The organism is Rhizobium sp. WSM1328 (genome assembly GCF_057653715.1).
Genome location: NZ_CM172788.1, coordinates 2,302,265 through 2,319,194, shown reverse-complemented (window position 1 = coordinate 2,319,194; position 16,930 = coordinate 2,302,265). Strand labels below are relative to the sequence as shown.

Genomic DNA, 16,930 nt, shown 5'->3' with positions numbered 1-16,930 from the left:
CTTGGGCCGATAATGTCGCATGACGACCATATAGCTATTTTATCAAGGAGACATTCAGATGAGCTGGCAACCAGCCGCAGACCGCTATTCGAAAATGAAATATAACCGCACGGGCCGTTCCGGCCTGAAGCTGCCGGCCGTCTCGCTCGGCCTTTGGCACAATTTCGGCGGCGACACGCCGCATGACCGCAAAATCGACATGTGCCGCACGGCCTTCGACCTCGGCATCACCCATTTCGACCTCGCCAACAATTACGGCCCGCCTCCCGGCAGCGCCGAGACCGCCTTCGGCGAAATCATGCGCACCGAATTTGTCGGGCTTCGCGACGAGCTGATCATCTCCTCCAAGGCCGGCTACGACATGTGGCCCGGCCCTTACGGCGAATGGGGCAGCCGCAAGTATCTGATCGCCTCCTGCGACCAGAGCCTGAAGCGCATGGGCCTCGACTATGTCGACATCTTCTATTCGCACCGCTTCGACCCGGAAACGCCATTGGAAGAGACCTGTAGCGCGCTCGACCATATCGTCCGTTCCGGCCGGGCACTCTATGTCGGCATTTCCTCCTATAATTCGCAGCGCTCGCGCGAAGCTGCAAAGATCCTGAAGGATCTCGGCACGCCGTGCCTGATCCACCAGCCGAGCTATTCGATGCTCAACCGCTGGGTCGAGGACGACAGGCTGCTCGATACGCTGGATGAGGTCGGCATGGGCTCGATCGTCTTCTCGCCACTCGCCCAGGGCATGCTGACGACGAAATATCTCGGCGGCATTCCCGAAGACAGCCGAGCGGCGCAGAACCACTTTCTCAAGCGCGACTACATCCGCCCTTCAATTATCGACAATATCCGCAAGCTCAACGAGATCGCCGAAAGGCGCGGCCAGACGCTGGCGCAGATGGCGATCGCCTGGGTACTGCGCGGCGGCCGTGTGACCTCGGCTCTGATCGGCGCCAGCCGCTCGTCGCAGATCGTCGATTGCGTCAAGGCGCTCGACAATCTCGAATTCACCGTCGAGGAACTGGCTGAGATCGACGTCTATGCCCGCGAGGCCGACATCAACCTCTGGGCCAAGTCCGCCGAACGCGAATAGTCATCTCAGGCCCGGAGGCAAGTCTTCCGGGCCTTTTTCTGCTATAATCTGATGTACGTACAGCAAAGCACCGCCGGTCGGAGGAGACCCTGTCATGATCCGCAATCCCATCCTGCCCGGGTTCAATCCCGATCCGTCGATCTGCCGCGTCGGCGCGGATTATTACATCGCCACCTCGACCTTCGAATGGTATCCCGGCGTGCAGATCCACCATTCGCGCGACTTGGTGAACTGGACGCTGGTGCGCCGGCCGCTGGAGCGCAGATCGCAGCTCGACATGCGCGGCAATCCCGATAGCTGCGGCATCTGGGCGCCGTGCCTGTCCTATGCCGACGGGCAGTTCTGGCTGGTCTATACCGACGTCAAGCGCTACGACGGCAATTTCAAGGATGCGCCGAACTACATCGTCACGGCACCTACGATCGAGGCCGATTGGTCCGAGCCGGTCTATGTGAATTCCTCCGGCTTCGATCCCTCGCTCTTCCACGACGATGACGGCCGCAAGTGGTTCGTCAACATGCAGTGGAACCACCGCACCGAAAGCTATGGCGGCTCGCCGAAATCGCCGGCCTTCGACGGCATCCTGCTGCAGGAATGGGATCCGGTGGCAAAGGCGCTGAAGGGGCCAATCAAGAACATCTTCGCCGGCAGCCCGCTCGGCCTCGTCGAAGGCCCGCATCTCTTCAAGCGCAATGGCTGGTACTATCTGACCACCGCCGAGGGCGGCACCGGCTACGACCATGCCGTCACCATGGCGCGGTCGCGTAATATCGACGGGCCCTATGAGATGCATCCGAACATGCATCTCATCACCTCCAAGGATCATCCAGGCGCGGTATTACAGCGGGCAGGTCATGGCCAATATGTCGAAACGCCGGAGGGCGAGGCCTATCACACCCATCTCTGCGGCCGGCCGCTACCGCCGAAACGACGTTGCACGCTGGGGCGCGAGACATCCTTGCAGAAATGCGTCTGGCGCGACGATGACTGGCTCTATCTTGAAAACGGCACCTCGGTGCCCGATGTCGATGTGCCAGGCCTCTTTGGCGCGGCGCCGGTGGAAAAGCCGATGCGCAGCGAATACAGCTTCGATGGCGGCACGTTGCCCGCCGATTTCCAATGGCTGCGCACGCCAGGGCCCGCGCGCATCTTCAACCTGACGGATCGTCCCGGCCATCTGCGCCTGATTGCGCGCGAAAGCATCGGCTCCTGGTTCGAACAGTCGCTGGTTGCCCGCCGCCAGGAGCATCACAGTTTCCGCGCCGAGACCGTGATCGACTTCTCGCCCGACACCTATCAGCAGGTTGCGGGGCTGACGCATTACTACAACCGCCACAAATTCCACGCCGTCGCGGTGACGTTGCACGAAACACTCGGCCGCTGCGTGACGATCCTCTCCTGCAACGGCGACTACCCGAACGGCCGGCTGAGCTTTCCCGCCGACAGCGGGGTTTCGATTGCCGCCGATGGCCGCGTCCAGCTTGCCATGGAAATCCGCGAGAACGACCTGCAATTCTTCTGGCAGACCGAAGGCAAGGGCGCCTGGCAGCCGATCGGCCCGGTCCTCGACGCCGGCGTGATTTCCGACGAAGGCGGCCGCGGCGAACACGGCTCCTTCACCGGCGCTTTCGCCGGCGTGTTTGCCTTCGATACGTCGGGCCGGGCGAAGGCCGCGGATTTTGACTGGTTCAATTACGATGAGTTGTGAGGGGCACCTAGTCGCTTTCATCCACGGTGGACTACAGAAAGAATGAGGTGGGGAACGAAAAAAGAAAGCCGGCGCAGGGCCGGCTAAGACGAACGCGGCTGAACAGGGGATACTGGCCGGTTCCAAGCACTTCGTGACTGAACAATAACTTTGACTACATGGCCGAGGCAGCAAAAATGGGGCGCAACGAGAACACCCGGAGACGGCTCCGCAAAGGGGTGGCGGTGGGGCGGATGCCGGTGCTGACCTCGGCTCTCTTATCGGACACGAAGATCACCGGATGATGACATCTGAAAGCGGCAGCCGCCTTTCTTTTCGCCGTAAGGGGCTTCTCCTCGCGAAAACCCGATGCCGGCTACTTCGCCGCGTCAGCAGGTCAGCAGGTCAGCGGGTCAGCGGGTCAGCGGGCCAACTGTGTTAGCAGCGTGAATGCAGTGTTCATGGCTTAAGGATGTTAAAGCGTTACAAAGGGACTATATAGCGGCCGAAGTAACTTCCGAGAATCCGCAAGAGTACCGCATGGCCCCCATCATTTCCGTTCAGAACCTCACCAAGACCTATGCCAATGGGTTCGAGGCCCTGAAGGGCATCAATCTCGACGTCGAAAAAGGCGAGATCCTGGCGTTGCTCGGGCCGAACGGTGCGGGCAAGACGACGCTGATCTCGATCATCTGCGGCATCGCCAATCCGAGCCGCGGCCGGGTGCTGGTTGCTGGCCACGACGTCGTGAAGGATTTCCGCGCCACCCGCGGGATGATCGGGCTGGTGCCGCAGGAGCTGACCACCGATCAGTTCGAGACGGTGTTCAATACGGTGAGCTTTTCGCGTGGACTGCACGGCAAGAAGGCCAATCCTGCCCATATCGAGAAGGTGCTGCGCGCGCTCTCGTTGTGGGACAAGAAGGACAATATGCTGCGCCAGCTCTCCGGCGGCATGAAGCGGCGGGTGCTGATCGCCAAGGCGCTTTCCCATGAGCCGGAAATTCTTTTCCTCGACGAGCCGACCGCCGGCGTCGACGTGACGTTGCGCAAGGACATGTGGCATGTCGTTGAAGAGCTTCGGGCCTCCGGCGTCACCATCATTCTGACTACCCACTATATCGAAGAGGCCGAGGAAATCGCTGACCGTGTCGGCGTCATCAATGGCGGCAAGTTGCTGCTCGTCGAGGACAAGGCGGCGCTGATGGCCAAGCTCGGCCGCAAGCAACTCATCCTCGATCTCACCGAACCGCTCAGCCGCCTGCCGGATTGTTTTGCCGGCAATGGGCTGACGCTGGAAGCAGACGGCAACCGGCTGACTTATGATTTCGACGCTGGCAACGAACAGGAAAGCATCGCGGCCCTGCTGACCCGGCTCGGTGAGAACAATATCCATTTCAAGGATCTCTCGACGCGGCAAAGCTCGCTCGAGGACATCTTCGTGGCGCTGGTGGGAGCGGAAAAATGAACATCGAGGCCGTCAAATCGATCTATTTCTTTGAGATGGCGCGCACGCGCCGCACGCTGCTGCAGAGCGTCATCTCGCCCGTGATCTCGACCTCGCTCTATTTCATCGTCTTCGGCGCCGCTGTGGGATCACGCATTCAGGAGGTAGAGGGCGTGTCCTACGGCGCCTTCATCACGCCCGGCCTGATCATGCTGACGCTGCTTGGCCAGTGCATCAGCAATGGCTCCTTCGGCATCTATTTCCCGAAATTCACCGGCACGATCTACGAGGTACTTTCCGCGCCGGTGGCGATGACGGAGATCCTGCTCGGTTATGTCGGGGCGGCGGCGACCAAGGGGATGCTGATCGGCTTCATCATTCTCCTGACTGCCAATCTCTTCGTCGACGTCAGGATCGAGCATCCCTTCATGATGATCCTGTTCTTCCTGCTGACGGCGATTACCTTCAGCCTGTTCGGCTTCATGATCGGCATCTGGGCCGGCAATTTCGAACAGCTGAACCTCATTCCCATGCTGGTCGTGCCGCCGCTGACCTTTCTCGGCGGCAGCTTCTATTCGGTCAGCATGCTGCCGCCCTTCTGGCAGGCGGTCAGCCACCTCAACCCGGTGCTCTATCTCGTCAGCGGCTTCCGCTGGAGTTTTTACGGGATCGCCGATGTCAATCCGGCGATCAGCCTGGCGATGATCACGATGTTTCTGGTGATCTGCCTGGGAACACTCGCCTGGATCTTCAAGACCGGTTACCGGCTGCGCAACTGATCCGGCCCTCAGGAAGTGCCGCAATTTCAACATGAAAGATTGCTCAGCAAGAGGTCATCGGTCATGGGGCAATCTGATGGTCAGCAGCAATGTGCTTGGATGCCTCGCAATCGCATCCATCTATTACCTAGCACCGCAGCAAGGCCCATCGCAGGAGGCCGCCCATCCCGTCAAGGTTACCTTTGCTGTGGTGGTCGAGGGAAAAGAGCCTTTCTCTGCCGAGGTGTCATGCCTTCCCGACGACACATGCAGTCTCGCCAAGCATGACGATCTCGGCATTAATCTTGCAATTACAGTGTTTTCGGGCTCAGAGGCGCATGGTGAATTGAGCATCTATTGCTCACCCAATTCTTGTTCCTTCCGGAATTTGCGATCACGGATCGAGTTCTTCGGTCGGCGTGCTACCGTCGATATTTTGTCCGGTGAGGCTGACTCTGGTGTCACGACTCTGCTGGTTGCAAGGCAACGCCCGAGGATCGGTGAAGTCCTCATCTCGTACTGAGCGCATTGCGCCAGTTTTCCGTCAGGCGCTGCTGACGAGAAGGGCGCCCGAGATGATGAGGAGGATGCCGGCGACGAGCTTCATTATGTCGAGCTCGGAGGCTTCGCCGAGTCGTGCCGCCAGCCACTTCAACCCGGTGCCCTATCTTCAGCGGCTTCCGCTGGAGTTTTTACGGGATCGCCGACGTCAACCCGGCGATCAGCCTGGCGATGATCACGGTGTTCCTGGTGATCTGCCTGGGAACGCTCGCCTGGATCTTCAAGACCGACTACCGGCTGCGGAACTGATCAATCACCCGAACACGCGCCATCGGAAAACCCGATGACGCCATCGGTTTCTTCCGTTTTTCTTTCGCTCTGATCCGAGGCATCTGCTGCATCAGCCGAGAAGGAGATGGCAGATGACGGATATCAGGATCGAAGGCGCGAGGATCATTATTGTTGGCGGCAGTTCCGGAATGGGGCTGGCGCTGGCGAGGCGCTTGCTCGGGGAAGGGGCGGCGGTAACGATCGCAGGACGCAGTGAAGATAAGCTAGCGGCGGCCCGCCGCGATCTCGGCGAGCATCCTGGATTGGCGACGGTCGCCGTTGATATATCGCGCGAGGAAGAGGTCGCGACGCTGTTCCGCAATAGTGGGCGGGTCGATCACATCGTCAGCACGGCGGCCGATATCGAAGGCGCCTATCAGCTACTGCCTAAGATCGAGCTTGCGGCGGCGCAAAGGGTGGTCGAAAGCAAAATCTACGGGCCGCTGCTGCTGGCAAAATATGGTGCCGCCCATTTGCCGCCGTCAGGATCGATCACCTATACGTCAGGTGTCGCGGCCTACCGGCCGGCGGCGCGTGGATCGGTGGTCGCAGCCGTCAATGCGGCGCTCGAAGGCATGGTCAGGGCGCTTGCTGTTGAACTGGCGCCGATCCGGATCAACGCGGTGTCGCCCGGATGGGTGGACACGCCGATCTGGAGCTTCGTCGCCGGCGAGGCCAAGCAGGCAACGCTTGATGCGATGGCACAGCGCCTGCCGGCCGGACGCGTTGGACGGCCCGATGATATTGCCGATGCGATCCGCTTCCTGATCGGCAACGGCTTCACGACAGGCACTATCCTGCATGTCGAAGGCGGGCATCGGCTGGTCTGAGCGGCGAGAGTTCTTCGCTTGCCGATTGCAGCAAGAGGGTAAGCGCCGGCGGCTGCACGCGCCTGCGCCGCCACATCATCACCAGTGAAGCGGCAGGTGGATTGCCCGGCCATGGTAGTTCGACGACGTCGCCCCGTGTTGCGGCCGGGCCGACCGCAAGGCGCGGTACGAGGCCATAACCGGTGCCGGATGCGACGAGCCGGATGATCGTCGCGATGCTGCCGGCTTCGGTGACGATTGATGGTGCTGCAATCTGCGCTTCGGCAAAGGCAGTGTCGAACAGGTGACGGTAGACGCAGCCGGTTTCGGTGGCGACGAAGGGGGCGGTGCTCAGTGCCGCGAGGCTTGCAGGTAGCCGAGCTTGCGAATCGCGACCGCCAATCAGCACCAGCGGTTCGCTGCAGATGCGGCGCGTCAGGAAGCGCTCATCCTGCTGCCCGCGATCGAAGGTGAAGGCGACGTCGATCGAGCCGTGCTGCAATTGCGCAAGTAATTCGCCGCTGCCGCCGACCTTGAGCTTGAGGCCGACGTCTGGGTTCTTCTTGCGAAAGAGTGACAGCCACGGCGCCAGTCTTTCGGCGGCGATGGTTTCGAGCGTGCCCAAGGTGACGGACTGCTCCGCACTGCCGGCTGCGGCGCTGACGGCGGCATTCGCTTCGTCGTTCAGCGCCAGTATCTCTTCGGCGTAAGCCTTGAGGACCGAACCTGCCGCTGTCGGGACGACGCCCTGCCGGGAGCGGAGGAAGAGTTCTGCGCCCAGTTCCTCTTCCAGCGCCTGTATCTGGTCGCTGAGGCTTGACTGAGCGAGATTGACCTCGGCAGCGGCGCGCGTGAGATTTTCGTGCCGGATCACCGCAAGGAATGTCTTCAATTGTCGTGGGTTCATGTCGAGCTCCGGTACGGCGCGCAGAGGCGCCTGGACGCAGGATATCAACAAAGCAGAAGGCGCTGCAACGCAGGAGCATGTGGCGGCGCACCAGTCCCCGTCAAGCGCTGCTGACGAGAAGGGCGCCCGAGATGATGAGGAGGGTGCCGGCGACGAGCTTCATTACGTCGAGCTCGGAGGCTTCGCCGAGAAAGACGGCGCCGATCGCCAGCGTCACCAGTACGTTGCAGCTCCAGATCGGCGCGAGTTTCGAGACGGGAACACCGTAAGTGAAAAGCGCAAAGCTGATCAGGCCGGTGCCGACGGCAAAGCAGGCGCCTGCGGTGGCGGCAAAGCCGAGACCTTCGGCGGTCCAGGGGGCAGGGCGCCAAATCAGGGCGGCAATTAGCCCAGCCAACGCACAGGCGGCGCCGAAGGCGATCAGGTAGACAGCGGAGCCGGTGGCTGATGTGGCGCTCTGCTTCTGGAAGATGGCGGTAATGCCCCAGAACAGGGCCGGCAGAGCGCCGCCGATGACGATCGGCCAGAGTGAATTCATTGCGAAGCTCCTGTCGCACCCATGGGTCAAGGCCTCGCCGCGGGCGAAGGCCGGTCGAACATGCGGTGCCACCAGACTACAGCGCCGCGCGTCTTTTCAGACGCGCAAAGGACGCTGTAGCACTTTGAATTGTTGCATAATTCCTTAAATCGATTCCGATTTAAGGAATTATGCGGCAGGAGTTTCTTATTGTTCTTTGTGGTCTTGTTGTTCTTGCGCTCAAGCTGCCAGATCCGCTCGTCGCCGTAAAGCGGTGGAGCCGCAATTAGTTGCGCATGCGGAGTTCGTCGGTCTGCATCTGCAGCGAGCCCAGCGTTTCCAGGAAGCTCATACCGAGCAGGCTCTGGTCGAGCCGGCCATCCTCGGAGACGCTGGCTGCGACATTGTTGCGGACGATCGGGCCGATCGCTACCTGGTCGAGCGTGACGGGTGCTGCGCGGCCGCGGCCGTTGGCGGTCATGACCGTCATGGAATAGGTGAGGCGGGAGAGGTCGATGCCGATGCGTTCGGCATCTTCGCGCGACAGCGCCACCATGCTGGCGCCGGTATCGACAAGCATCTCGATCGTCTGGCCGTTGACTGCGACATCGGCTTGGAAATGGCCGTTCAGCAGCTTGTGCAGGATGATCTCCTGGCCGCCCTCGCTTGTGGTGACGACGACGGCGCGGCCGGGAACGAGGCCGGCGAGCAGCCTGTTGCCGACGCCGAGCGCTTCCTGGCGATAGAGGTAGACGGTCACGAGCGCCAGGATGATGACCAGCCAGATCATCATCTGGCGCATCGTTTCGCCGATGCTGCGCCGGCTCGCCCAGATGCCGGCCGACAACATCAGCGCGATCGGCAGCAGATAGACGACGCGGCCGAAGTCATCGCTCTGCAGACCAAGGATGCGGCTGTTGTCATTGTTGACAATCAGCACGGCAAGGCCGATGCCGATCACGACGAGGAAGACGGTCAAACGGATCATAAAGGCCGCTCCGGCCCACCGGCGAGGCTCGTTTTCATACGGTTCGACGGCGTGGCGGCGCCTGCGAGCCTTGCCGGCAGCAGCGCCATGATCCGTCTTCGCTCGGTGTCGGAATAACTCATCCAGCTGCCGATTTCCTGAAGAGTCCGGCCGCATCCGGCGCAAAATCCGGTGGTGGGTTCCAGCGAGCAGACGTGAATGCAGGGTGTTTGCATGAGCGATATATCGGAGTTTCAAAGGGCCGTGGCAAGGGCGCAAAGAGTGGCGATCTCGCAAATTTGCTGCGTCGCGCCCAGCGTATCGCCGGTGTGGCCGGCAAGCTTGCGGCGGATGAAGGCGGTGAAGGCAAACCCTGCGATGCCGGTGGCGAGCAGGCTTGCGACCAGCGGCCGCAGGCCGAATGCCGGCCAGATCAGAAGCGCTGCGACGAGGCCGGCCGAGGCGAGCGCAAACTGCATCGCCGCCTCGTCCGGCTGGCCGGTCGAGGCGGCCACGCCATCGGCCTTTGCCGGTGCCAACCGCTGCCAGTGCCAGGCGATGGCGCCACGGCTGAGAGCCGCGACGGCGGGAATGGCGAGGGCAGCAGTGAGCGGCGAGGAATGGCGGGCGATGGCGGCAAGTGCGGCTGCGCGGATCGCGAAGGAGAGGATCAGGGCTATCGCGCCATAGGTGCCGATCCGGCTATCCTTCATGATGAGCAGGCTCTGTTCGCGGCTCTTGCCGCCGCCGATGCCGTCGGCCGTATCGGCCAGACCGTCCTCGTGCAGCGCGCCGGTGACGAGGACCTGGACGGAAAGCGCGATCAGGGCTGCCATCAGCGGATCGGCGCGCAGCCCCAAAAGGAGGAAGAGGGCGAGTGCGGGGATGAAGCCGATGACGATGCCGGCAAAGGGAAAGGAGCGCACCAGCGGGCCGAGCCTGCCGTCATAACCTTTGAACAGCGATTGCCGCATGGGAATGCGGCTGAGGAAGGCGACGGCGCGGGCGGTATCGACCGCATAGTCCTTGATCTTCATTCTGTTTCGTTCTGCCGGAGGTCTCGGCTTATGGTCTCGGCTGCGCTTTTGGAGTTGTTCGCCTCGTCCGCCCGCTTTAAGAGAGTTTCCATCCGCAAAGAAGCTGATTTGCGGGGAAAAAACAAGAATACCCGGATTTATAGGAAAACCGCACAGATGAGCGTTTCAGGCCTGCCGTTCGACGATTTCCGTACCCTGCTCCGCGACCTGCCGGGGCCGGACGCCCGCGCGCTGGTGGCGGCGCGCGAACGTGACGCGCAGCTGACCAAGCCGCCGGGTGCGCTCGGACGGCTCGAAGAGATCGCCTTCTGGCTTGCCGCTTGGACGGGCCGCACACCTGCCGTCAACCGGCCGCTGGTGGCGATCTTTGCCGGCAATCACGGCGTCACCAGGCAGGGGATCACACCTTTTCCGCCAACGGTGACGCAACAGATGGTCGAGAACTTTGCAGCCGGCGGTGCGGCGATCAACCAGATCTGTGTCGCCTATGATCTCGGATTGAAAGTCTTCGATCTGGCGCTCGATTATCCCACCGGCGACATCACCGAGGAGGCAGCACTTTCCGAGCGCGATTGCGCCGCGACCATGGCCTTCGGCATGGAGGCGATCGCCGGCGGCACCGACCTGCTCTGCATCGGCGAGATGGGCATCGGCAATACGACGATTGCGGCGGCGATCAACTATGCGCTTTACGGCGGTTCGGCGCGCGACTGGGTGGGACCCGGCACCGGTTCGGAAGGCGAGATGCTGGAGCGCAAGATCGCGGCAGTGGAAAAGGCGGTGGCGTTGCATGCTGACCATCTCGACGATCCGCTCGAGATCATGCGCCGGCTTGGCGGCCGCGAGATCGCGGCGATGGCCGGCGCCATCCTTGCTGCGCGCATGGAACGCATCCCGGTGCTGATCGACGGTTATGTCGCGACCGCCGCGGCCGCGATCCTGAAAGCCGCCAATCCTTCGGCGCTCGATCATTGCCTGATCGGTCATGTCTCCGGCGAGCCCGGACATCTTCGCGCAATCGAGATGCTCGGCAAGACGCCGCTTCTGGCGCTCGGCATGCGGCTCGGCGAAGGCACCGGTGCCGCACTTGCCGCCGGCATCGTTAAAGCGGCCGCCGCCTGTCATTCCGGCATGGCGACCTTCGCCCAGGCAGGTGTGTCGAACAAGCATTAAGGCCGCAGTGAGCGCCGTCGATCCGCACGCGTTCGCTTGCGCGGCTCAAGTGGATTCGGTATTTGCGTATTCGCTCATTGATGGGGAGGCTCCCCGGTTTGATGCAACAGGAAGAGGAAGGGCATCTTGATGAAGCCTGCGGTGACGAAAGAGACCGGACTTCGGCATTTCATCGCCGCCGCCAGCTATTCCTGGGCGGGTTTCCTGCGGGTGCTGAAAGAGGCAGCCTTCCGCCAGGAACTCGGTTTCTTCGTCGTTTCGATCGCGGCGCTGGCGCTCGTCGGTGCTAGTATCGGCGAGATCGTCGTCGCCGTGCTTCTGTTTCTCGGGCTCTTTTCGATGGAGGCGATGAATACCGCTGTCGAAGAGGTGATCGACCGGATTTCGCCGGAGATTTCGATCGTTGGCAAACATGCCAAGGATCTCGGCTCCTTCGCGGTGACCTGCATGATCGCCGCCTGCTGCCTCTATCTCGGCTTCGTCCTCGGCAAGCACCTGTTTTTTAGCTGAATCAGGCAAAACTCTTGCGCTTGCGCGCAACGGCGTGAGCCTCTTCGACGGCCGGCAGGCTCTGGAGCACGCGCTTGGCAGGCAGGATGGCGATGACTTCGGTGCCCTCGCGCAGTTTCGATTTCAGCAGGAACTGCCCATCATGTTTGGCAAGGATCGCCTGGACGATCGGCAGGCCGAGGCCGGTACCCTGTTCGGCGCTCTTGATGGCGATCGAGCCCTGGCCAAAGGCCGACAGGACGACGGGAATTTCTTCTTCCGGAATGCCGGGGCCGTTGTCCTTGATCGAGATGTACTGGCCGCCGCCAGCTGTCCAGCCGACCTTAACGTGGATCTCGCCGCCCTGCGGCGTGAACTTGACCGCATTGGAGAGAAGGTTGAGCACCACCTGGCGCATCGACTTCTCGTCGGCCCAGATGGCCGGCAGCTGCCGCTCGAATTGGTCCGAAATGGCAATGTTCTTGGCGCGGGCGCGCAGCTGGACCATGCCGATGCAATCTTCGGTGATATCGAGCAGCGAAATCGCCTCTTCGCTCAGCTCGTATTTGCCGGCCTCGATGCGCGACAGGTCGAGGATCTCGTTGATGAGATCGAGCAGATGCTGGCCGGAGCGGTGAATGTCGCCCGCATATTCCTTGTAGGTCGGATTGGCGAGCGGCCCCATGACTTCGGCCGACATCACCTCGGAAAAGCCGAGGATCGCGTTGAGCGGGGTTCGAAGCTCGTGCGACATGGAGGCAAGGAAGCGCGACTTGGCGAGGTTCGCCTCTTCGGCGCGGCGGCGAGCCTCGTCCGACATCGATTTCGCCACTTCCAGCTCTGCGATCAGGTCGTCCTTCTCCGACTGATATGAGAGAATCCTGAGGTTCGACTTGAAGAGCCGGTCGCTGATATAATTGAAGAAGACAAGAGTGGTGGTGAAGGCCACCGTCAGGCTGATTTCGAGCAGGTCGCGCGACAGGCCGCTCTTGGCGGCGAGCGCTAGGACCGCCGGTGAGAAGGCGGCGAGCACGGCAGGCGTCAGCATGAAGTTCGACATCGCCGTGACGGAGAGCGCGATCAGCAGCGTCGCGCCCTTATAGAGAATGAAACTCGATGGCTCGCAGGTGTCGCAGCCTTGCAGCGCGAAGACGGCCCAGCAGCAGCCGAGCAGGAACTGGCCGGAGAGCAGCAGGCGGCGCCATTTGCGGGCGTTCTCGGAGGTGATTTCCTGCCGGCGGGCGCGGCGCGCCAGCAGGATATTGCCGGTATGACAGGTGAGCGTCAGCAGCGCCCAGAAGAGCAATTGGGTGTTCTGGGTGAAATAGACGCCAAGCGCGGTGATGATGACGACGAAGAGCGGCATGAGCGACGCGCTCTGCAGCACCGATGCCACATACATGTTGAGCACGTCACGATCGAAGGAGGAATTTGACGCATGACCGGACTGAAGACGTTCGCGCGTCTGCCGCACGGCCTTGGAAACGGCCTTGTTGCGGTGGCTGCGCGACCTGTCGACGATGATCTTGTCGGTCGATGTGCTTACGCCGGTACTCATGTGCACGTTGAAACTTCATCCCAGGGTGGATAAGAGCCTAACCGACAATTCTTAAGAAGATGTTTGCCATCTTTGCCAAGGATTTGTTTTTTAAGGAGGCGAAAGCGTGACACGGGGCCTGCGCCTGATTCGCGACGGCGTGACCGCTTTTGCCCTGCTGGTGCTCGTGGCGCTGATCGCCGCCAAGCTCAACGATGCAGCAAAAATCGAGCATGCCGGCGCCTTTCATGCTGCCGACGGTGACAGTCTGGCGTTGGGAGGCGAACGGTTGCGCCTCGAAGGCATCGATGCGCCGGAGCTCAACCAAAGCTGCGAGCGGGCGGGGAAGGCCTGGGCCTGCGGGCGCGCGGCGCGCGAGGCGCTGCAGGATATGGTGCTGGCATCGGGAACTGTTTGTCAGGGCAGCCGGCGCGACCGCTACGACAGGCTGCTCGTCGTCTGCCGGAGCGGGGCGGGCGGCGACATCAATGCCGCCATGGTGCGCCGGGGCATGGCCATTTCTTATGGCGATTATGGCAAAGAGGAGGCCGAGGCAAAGGGCCAGAAGGCGGGCCTCTGGGCCGGGACTTTCGAGCGGCCACGCGATGTGCGCGACCATGCGCGCCAGAGTTCCGGTTTCGACGGCGTCCTGCGCTTTATCGGGCAGGCTGTCGGATGGGAGTAAAGTCATGAGCGACGAAGCCATGCTGGAGATGCTGCGGCAGGAGATCGGCTCCTGTCGCATCTGTCGAGACGCACCGGGAAAAGGCCTCGAACACCGGCTGCCGCACGAGCCGCGGCCAGTGGTGGTGATCTCATCGAACGCGCGCATCCTGATCGCCGGGCAGGCGCCCGGGCTTCGGGTGCATGAGAGCGGCCTGCCGTTCGACGATGCATCGGGAGACCGCCTGCGATCATGGCTCGGTGTTGACAGGGCAAGCTTCTACGACCGCGACCGATTCGCTATCGTGCCGATGGGCTTCTGCTTTCCCGGCTACGACGACAAGGGCGCGGATCTGCCGCCGCGGCGTGAATGCGCGCCGTTCTGGCGGCAAAGGGTGATCTCGGCCATGCCGCAGATCGAACTGGTGCTGGTCATCGGCCAATATGCGCAGGCCTGGCATATGGCCGGTGAAAGGCGGGACAATATGACCGAGACGGTGCGGGCATGGCGTGACTGTTTTCTGTCCAACCGATCGCCGGCGGTGCTGCCGCTGCCGCACCCGAGCTGGCGCAACAGCGGCTGGCTGAAGCGCAATCCTTGGTTCGAGGAAGAATTGCTCCCGGTCTTGCAGGAACGGACGAAAATGCTGCTTTCCTGAAACAAAATTCTTTTAGTTGCACGGAATCGAGTTATACAAAGAAAATAATTCGAAAGGACTGTTGTGCGCATGGACCGCCTCGACCGAAAAATACTGCGTCTTCTGCAAGAAGATTCGACGCTTGCCGTTGCCGATCTCGCCAAGAAAGTGGGGCTTTCGACGACGCCATGCTGGCGGCGCATCCAGAAAATGGAAGAAGACGGCGTCATCAAGCGCCGAGTCGCCATCCTTGATCCGGAGAAGGTCAACACCAAGGTCACCGTCTTCGTGTCGATTCGCACCGCCACCCATTCGATTGAATGGCTGCGCCGCTTTTCCGAGGTGGTCGCCGAATTCCCCGAAGTGGTCGAATTTTACCGGATGAGCGGCGATGTCGATTATCTCCTGCGAGTCGTCGTGCCTGATATTGCCGCCTATGACGCTTTTTATAAGCGGATGATCGCCAAGATTGAGATTCGCGACGTTTCCTCCGCCTTTGCGATGGAGCAGATCAAGTATTCGACGCAGCTGCCGCTCGACTACATGATTCTCGACAATGCCAAATCCAACGAGGATTGAGGTCAAGCGTGCGGTCATGACCGCACGCGATAATGCCAAATCCGAAGACTGGGACCACGCGTGAGTCTGACCGGGGATATACCTAATGGGTGTGTTCTGGCCGCAAGCGGGAATGCCGGTTCCGCAAAACCAAGTTTTGGCCAGTGCGGTCGGCGATTGCAAAAAAGCCTCAAAAATAGCAAAAAAACGCTCAAATCGACCCAAATTCCTGGAAAAGTGAATAGCCTGGTAAGGATTCCGGGGTTATGGTTGATGAAACCACGGGGCGATATGTCATAATTTCGTCTCATTGGTATCGAATTCAGAACACCATGTTCTAAACCGCTGCCTTGTTTGTGCTTGTTAGCCGGCGGTAGAGTTTATGCGCTTCACCAGTATGTTCGACGGGGGTCGAGCGGTGGAGAATTTGACAGATGGGGTGTAGCGTTTTGCGGCTTGCGATGGAGGATTTCCGTCGCGGAGCCGTTTGTCGTGTTTTTCGCCTAAATATTTGAAGTTGTTGTATAAAAATCACGTCACCGGGGAAAGTTGCTCGAAGGAGCCCACCTGGCGTGTTTCGAGAATTGCTTGATAGGTCCTTGTATGTGATGACGGTTTGGCGGTTCGATCGATCCGCACGCCGAGATGGCTGTTCAAACTGGGCCGGCTTCAAATCGACTACCCGATCTGAAGCCAGCCCCGATCGACAAAGGAATGGATTGGTAAATGAACATCAGAATGGTTTTGCTTGCATCAGCAGCAGCATTTGCTGCATCGACGCCGGTTCTTGCAGCTGACGCTATTGTTGCTGCTGAGCCGGAACCGGTTGAATATGTTCGCGTCTGCGACGCTTACGGCACCGGCTACTTCTACATCCCGGGCACCGAAACCTGCCTCAAGATCGAAGGCTACATCCGTTTCCAGGTTAACGTTGGCGAAGATGTCGGCGGCGATTCGGACTGGGATGCCGTCACCCGCGGTCAGGTTCAGTTCACGGCCAAGAGCGACACCGAGTATGGTCCGCTGACCGGCGTCATCGTCATGCAGTTCAATGCTGACAACGCCACCGATCAGGACGCCATTCTCGACTCCGCTTACCTCGACGTCGCGGGCTTCCGCGCCGGTCTGTTCTACAGCTGGTGGGACGATGGTCTCTCCGGCGAAACCGACGACATCGGCTCGGTTGTAACGCTGCACAACTCCATCCGTTATCAGTATGAAAGCGGCACCTTCTACGCTGGCCTCAGCGTCGACGAACTGGAAGACGGCGTCTACAAGGCCGACGAAGAAGCCAACAACGTTGGCGTTGCCTTCGGCGTTGGTGGCACTGCCGGTGCGTTCAGCTACCAGATCACCGGTGGCTATGACGTCGACAACGAAGACGGTGCTGTCCGTGCAATGGGCACGGTTGACATCGGTCCCGGTACGCTCGGCCTCGCCGGCGTATACTCTTCCGGCCCGAACTCCTACTACTCTTCGGCTGAATGGGCTGTTGCTGCCGAATACGCAATCAAGGCAACTGACAAGCTGAAGATCACGCCGGCCGTTCAGTACTACGGCAACTACTTCGGCGGCGACAAGGCCGTTCCGGATGACTTCGACGGTCTCGGCGATGCCTGGAAGGTCGGTCTGACGGTTGATTACCAGATCGTCGACAACTTCTACGCCAAGGCTTCGGTTCAGTACCTCGATCCGGATGATGGTGACGACTCCACGACGGGCTACTTCCGTCTGCAGCGTTCGTTCTAATCCACTTAGTGGATGCTCCCGGTCTTCGGACCGGGAGCACTTAAATCAGTTTCTGATCCGAGTGACCTCCGATC

General features: G+C 60.8%; 19 protein-coding genes and 1 pseudogene. 14 read left to right on the top strand and 6 right to left on the bottom strand.

Annotated elements, in window-relative coordinates; all coding sequences use genetic code 11:
• Positions 1-58: 58 nt before the first annotated feature.
• From mgrA to AC2444_RS11760, 7 genes and pseudogenes are all read left to right on the top strand, one after another.
• The gene (gene mgrA, locus AC2444_RS11790) at positions 59-1,090 is read left to right on the top strand and encodes an L-glyceraldehyde 3-phosphate reductase (RefSeq protein WP_012757801.1); all 1,032 of its coding nucleotides are present in this window, start codon (positions 59-61) and stop codon (positions 1,088-1,090) included.
• A 94-nt stretch (positions 1,091-1,184) separates the two neighbouring features.
• Positions 1,185-2,798, top strand: a complete 1,614-nt coding sequence (locus tag AC2444_RS11785) for a glycoside hydrolase family 43 protein (protein WP_012757800.1) — start codon at positions 1,185-1,187, stop codon at positions 2,796-2,798.
• Between the two features lie 519 nt (positions 2,799-3,317).
• Positions 3,318-4,244, top strand: coding sequence for an ABC transporter ATP-binding protein (locus AC2444_RS11780; protein WP_012757798.1), 927 nt, complete (start codon positions 3,318-3,320; stop codon positions 4,242-4,244).
• Complete coding sequence (locus tag AC2444_RS11775; protein ID WP_012757797.1) at positions 4,241-5,002, top strand: ABC transporter permease; 762 nt, start codon at positions 4,241-4,243, stop codon at positions 5,000-5,002. Before AC2444_RS11780 ends, AC2444_RS11775 begins: the two co-directional genes overlap by 4 nt.
• A gap of 76 nt (positions 5,003-5,078) precedes the next feature.
• Positions 5,079-5,504, top strand: a complete 426-nt coding sequence (locus AC2444_RS11770; RefSeq protein WP_017994341.1) for a hypothetical protein — start codon at positions 5,079-5,081, stop codon at positions 5,502-5,504.
• 112 nt (positions 5,505-5,616) lie between these two features.
• Positions 5,617-5,791: pseudogene (locus AC2444_RS11765) on the top strand (ABC transporter permease); the annotation flags it as partial.
• Between the two features lie 113 nt (positions 5,792-5,904).
• Positions 5,905-6,642: an SDR family oxidoreductase gene (locus AC2444_RS11760; protein ID WP_012757796.1), complete on the top strand. Its 738-nt coding sequence runs from the start codon at positions 5,905-5,907 to the stop codon at positions 6,640-6,642.
• Here the strand turns inward: AC2444_RS11760 and AC2444_RS11755 are convergent.
• The 5 genes from AC2444_RS11755 to AC2444_RS11735 form a co-directional block, all read right to left on the bottom strand.
• Complete coding sequence (locus AC2444_RS11755; RefSeq protein ID WP_012757795.1) at positions 6,605-7,528, bottom strand: LysR family transcriptional regulator; 924 nt, start codon at positions 7,526-7,528, stop codon at positions 6,605-6,607. The genes AC2444_RS11760 and AC2444_RS11755 overlap by 38 nt on opposite strands.
• A 100-nt stretch (positions 7,529-7,628) precedes the next feature.
• On the bottom strand, positions 7,629-8,066 hold the full coding sequence (locus AC2444_RS11750; RefSeq protein WP_012757794.1) for an EamA family transporter: 438 nt from the start codon (positions 8,064-8,066) through the stop codon (positions 7,629-7,631).
• Positions 8,067-8,331: 265 nt separating this feature from the next.
• Positions 8,332-9,033, bottom strand: a complete 702-nt coding sequence (locus tag AC2444_RS11745; protein WP_012757793.1) for a TIGR02281 family clan AA aspartic protease — start codon at positions 9,031-9,033, stop codon at positions 8,332-8,334.
• Complete coding sequence (locus AC2444_RS11740) at positions 9,030-9,248, bottom strand: DUF1289 domain-containing protein (protein ID WP_012757792.1); 219 nt, start codon at positions 9,246-9,248, stop codon at positions 9,030-9,032. Before AC2444_RS11740 ends, AC2444_RS11745 begins: the two co-directional genes overlap by 4 nt.
• Before the next feature lie 18 nt (positions 9,249-9,266).
• Positions 9,267-10,049: an adenosylcobinamide-GDP ribazoletransferase gene (locus tag AC2444_RS11735; protein ID WP_012757791.1), complete on the bottom strand. Its 783-nt coding sequence runs from the start codon at positions 10,047-10,049 to the stop codon at positions 9,267-9,269.
• A gap of 156 nt (positions 10,050-10,205) precedes the next feature.
• Here AC2444_RS11735 and cobT point away from each other — a divergent pair, with 156 nt between their 5' ends.
• Both cobT and AC2444_RS11725 read left to right on the top strand, forming a co-directional pair.
• Positions 10,206-11,222: a nicotinate-nucleotide--dimethylbenzimidazole phosphoribosyltransferase gene (cobT, locus tag AC2444_RS11730; protein WP_012757790.1), complete on the top strand. Its 1,017-nt coding sequence runs from the start codon at positions 10,206-10,208 to the stop codon at positions 11,220-11,222.
• 126 nt (positions 11,223-11,348) lie between these two features.
• Positions 11,349-11,732, top strand: a complete 384-nt coding sequence (locus AC2444_RS11725) for a diacylglycerol kinase (RefSeq protein ID WP_041935537.1) — start codon at positions 11,349-11,351, stop codon at positions 11,730-11,732.
• 1 nt (position 11,733) lies between these two features.
• Here AC2444_RS11725 and AC2444_RS11720 read toward each other — a convergent pair whose 3' ends face one another.
• Positions 11,734-13,269 (bottom strand): sensor histidine kinase, encoded by a 1,536-nt coding sequence (locus tag AC2444_RS11720; RefSeq protein WP_012757788.1) that lies wholly within the window; start codon positions 13,267-13,269, stop codon positions 11,734-11,736.
• Positions 13,270-13,375: 106 nt separating this feature from the next.
• On the opposite strand from AC2444_RS11720, the gene AC2444_RS11715 reads away from it, so the two are divergent.
• From AC2444_RS11715 to AC2444_RS11695, 5 genes are all read left to right on the top strand, one after another.
• The gene (locus AC2444_RS11715; RefSeq protein ID WP_012757787.1) at positions 13,376-13,933 is read left to right on the top strand and encodes a thermonuclease family protein; all 558 of its coding nucleotides are present in this window, start codon (positions 13,376-13,378) and stop codon (positions 13,931-13,933) included.
• 4 nt (positions 13,934-13,937) lie between these two features.
• Positions 13,938-14,570, top strand: coding sequence for a uracil-DNA glycosylase family protein (locus AC2444_RS11710; protein ID WP_012757786.1), 633 nt, complete (start codon positions 13,938-13,940; stop codon positions 14,568-14,570).
• Between the two features lie 69 nt (positions 14,571-14,639).
• Positions 14,640-15,128, top strand: a complete 489-nt coding sequence (locus tag AC2444_RS11705) for an Lrp/AsnC family transcriptional regulator (protein WP_003540387.1) — start codon at positions 14,640-14,642, stop codon at positions 15,126-15,128.
• Between the two features lie 85 nt (positions 15,129-15,213).
• Positions 15,214-15,348 carry a hypothetical protein gene (locus AC2444_RS11700; protein WP_280114179.1) on the top strand — a complete coding sequence of 45 codons (135 nt, stop codon included), beginning with the start codon at positions 15,214-15,216 and terminating at the stop codon, positions 15,346-15,348.
• Between the two features lie 485 nt (positions 15,349-15,833).
• Complete coding sequence (locus AC2444_RS11695) at positions 15,834-16,856, top strand: porin (RefSeq protein WP_012757785.1); 1,023 nt, start codon at positions 15,834-15,836, stop codon at positions 16,854-16,856.
• The last annotated feature ends 74 nt before the right edge of the window (positions 16,857-16,930 follow it).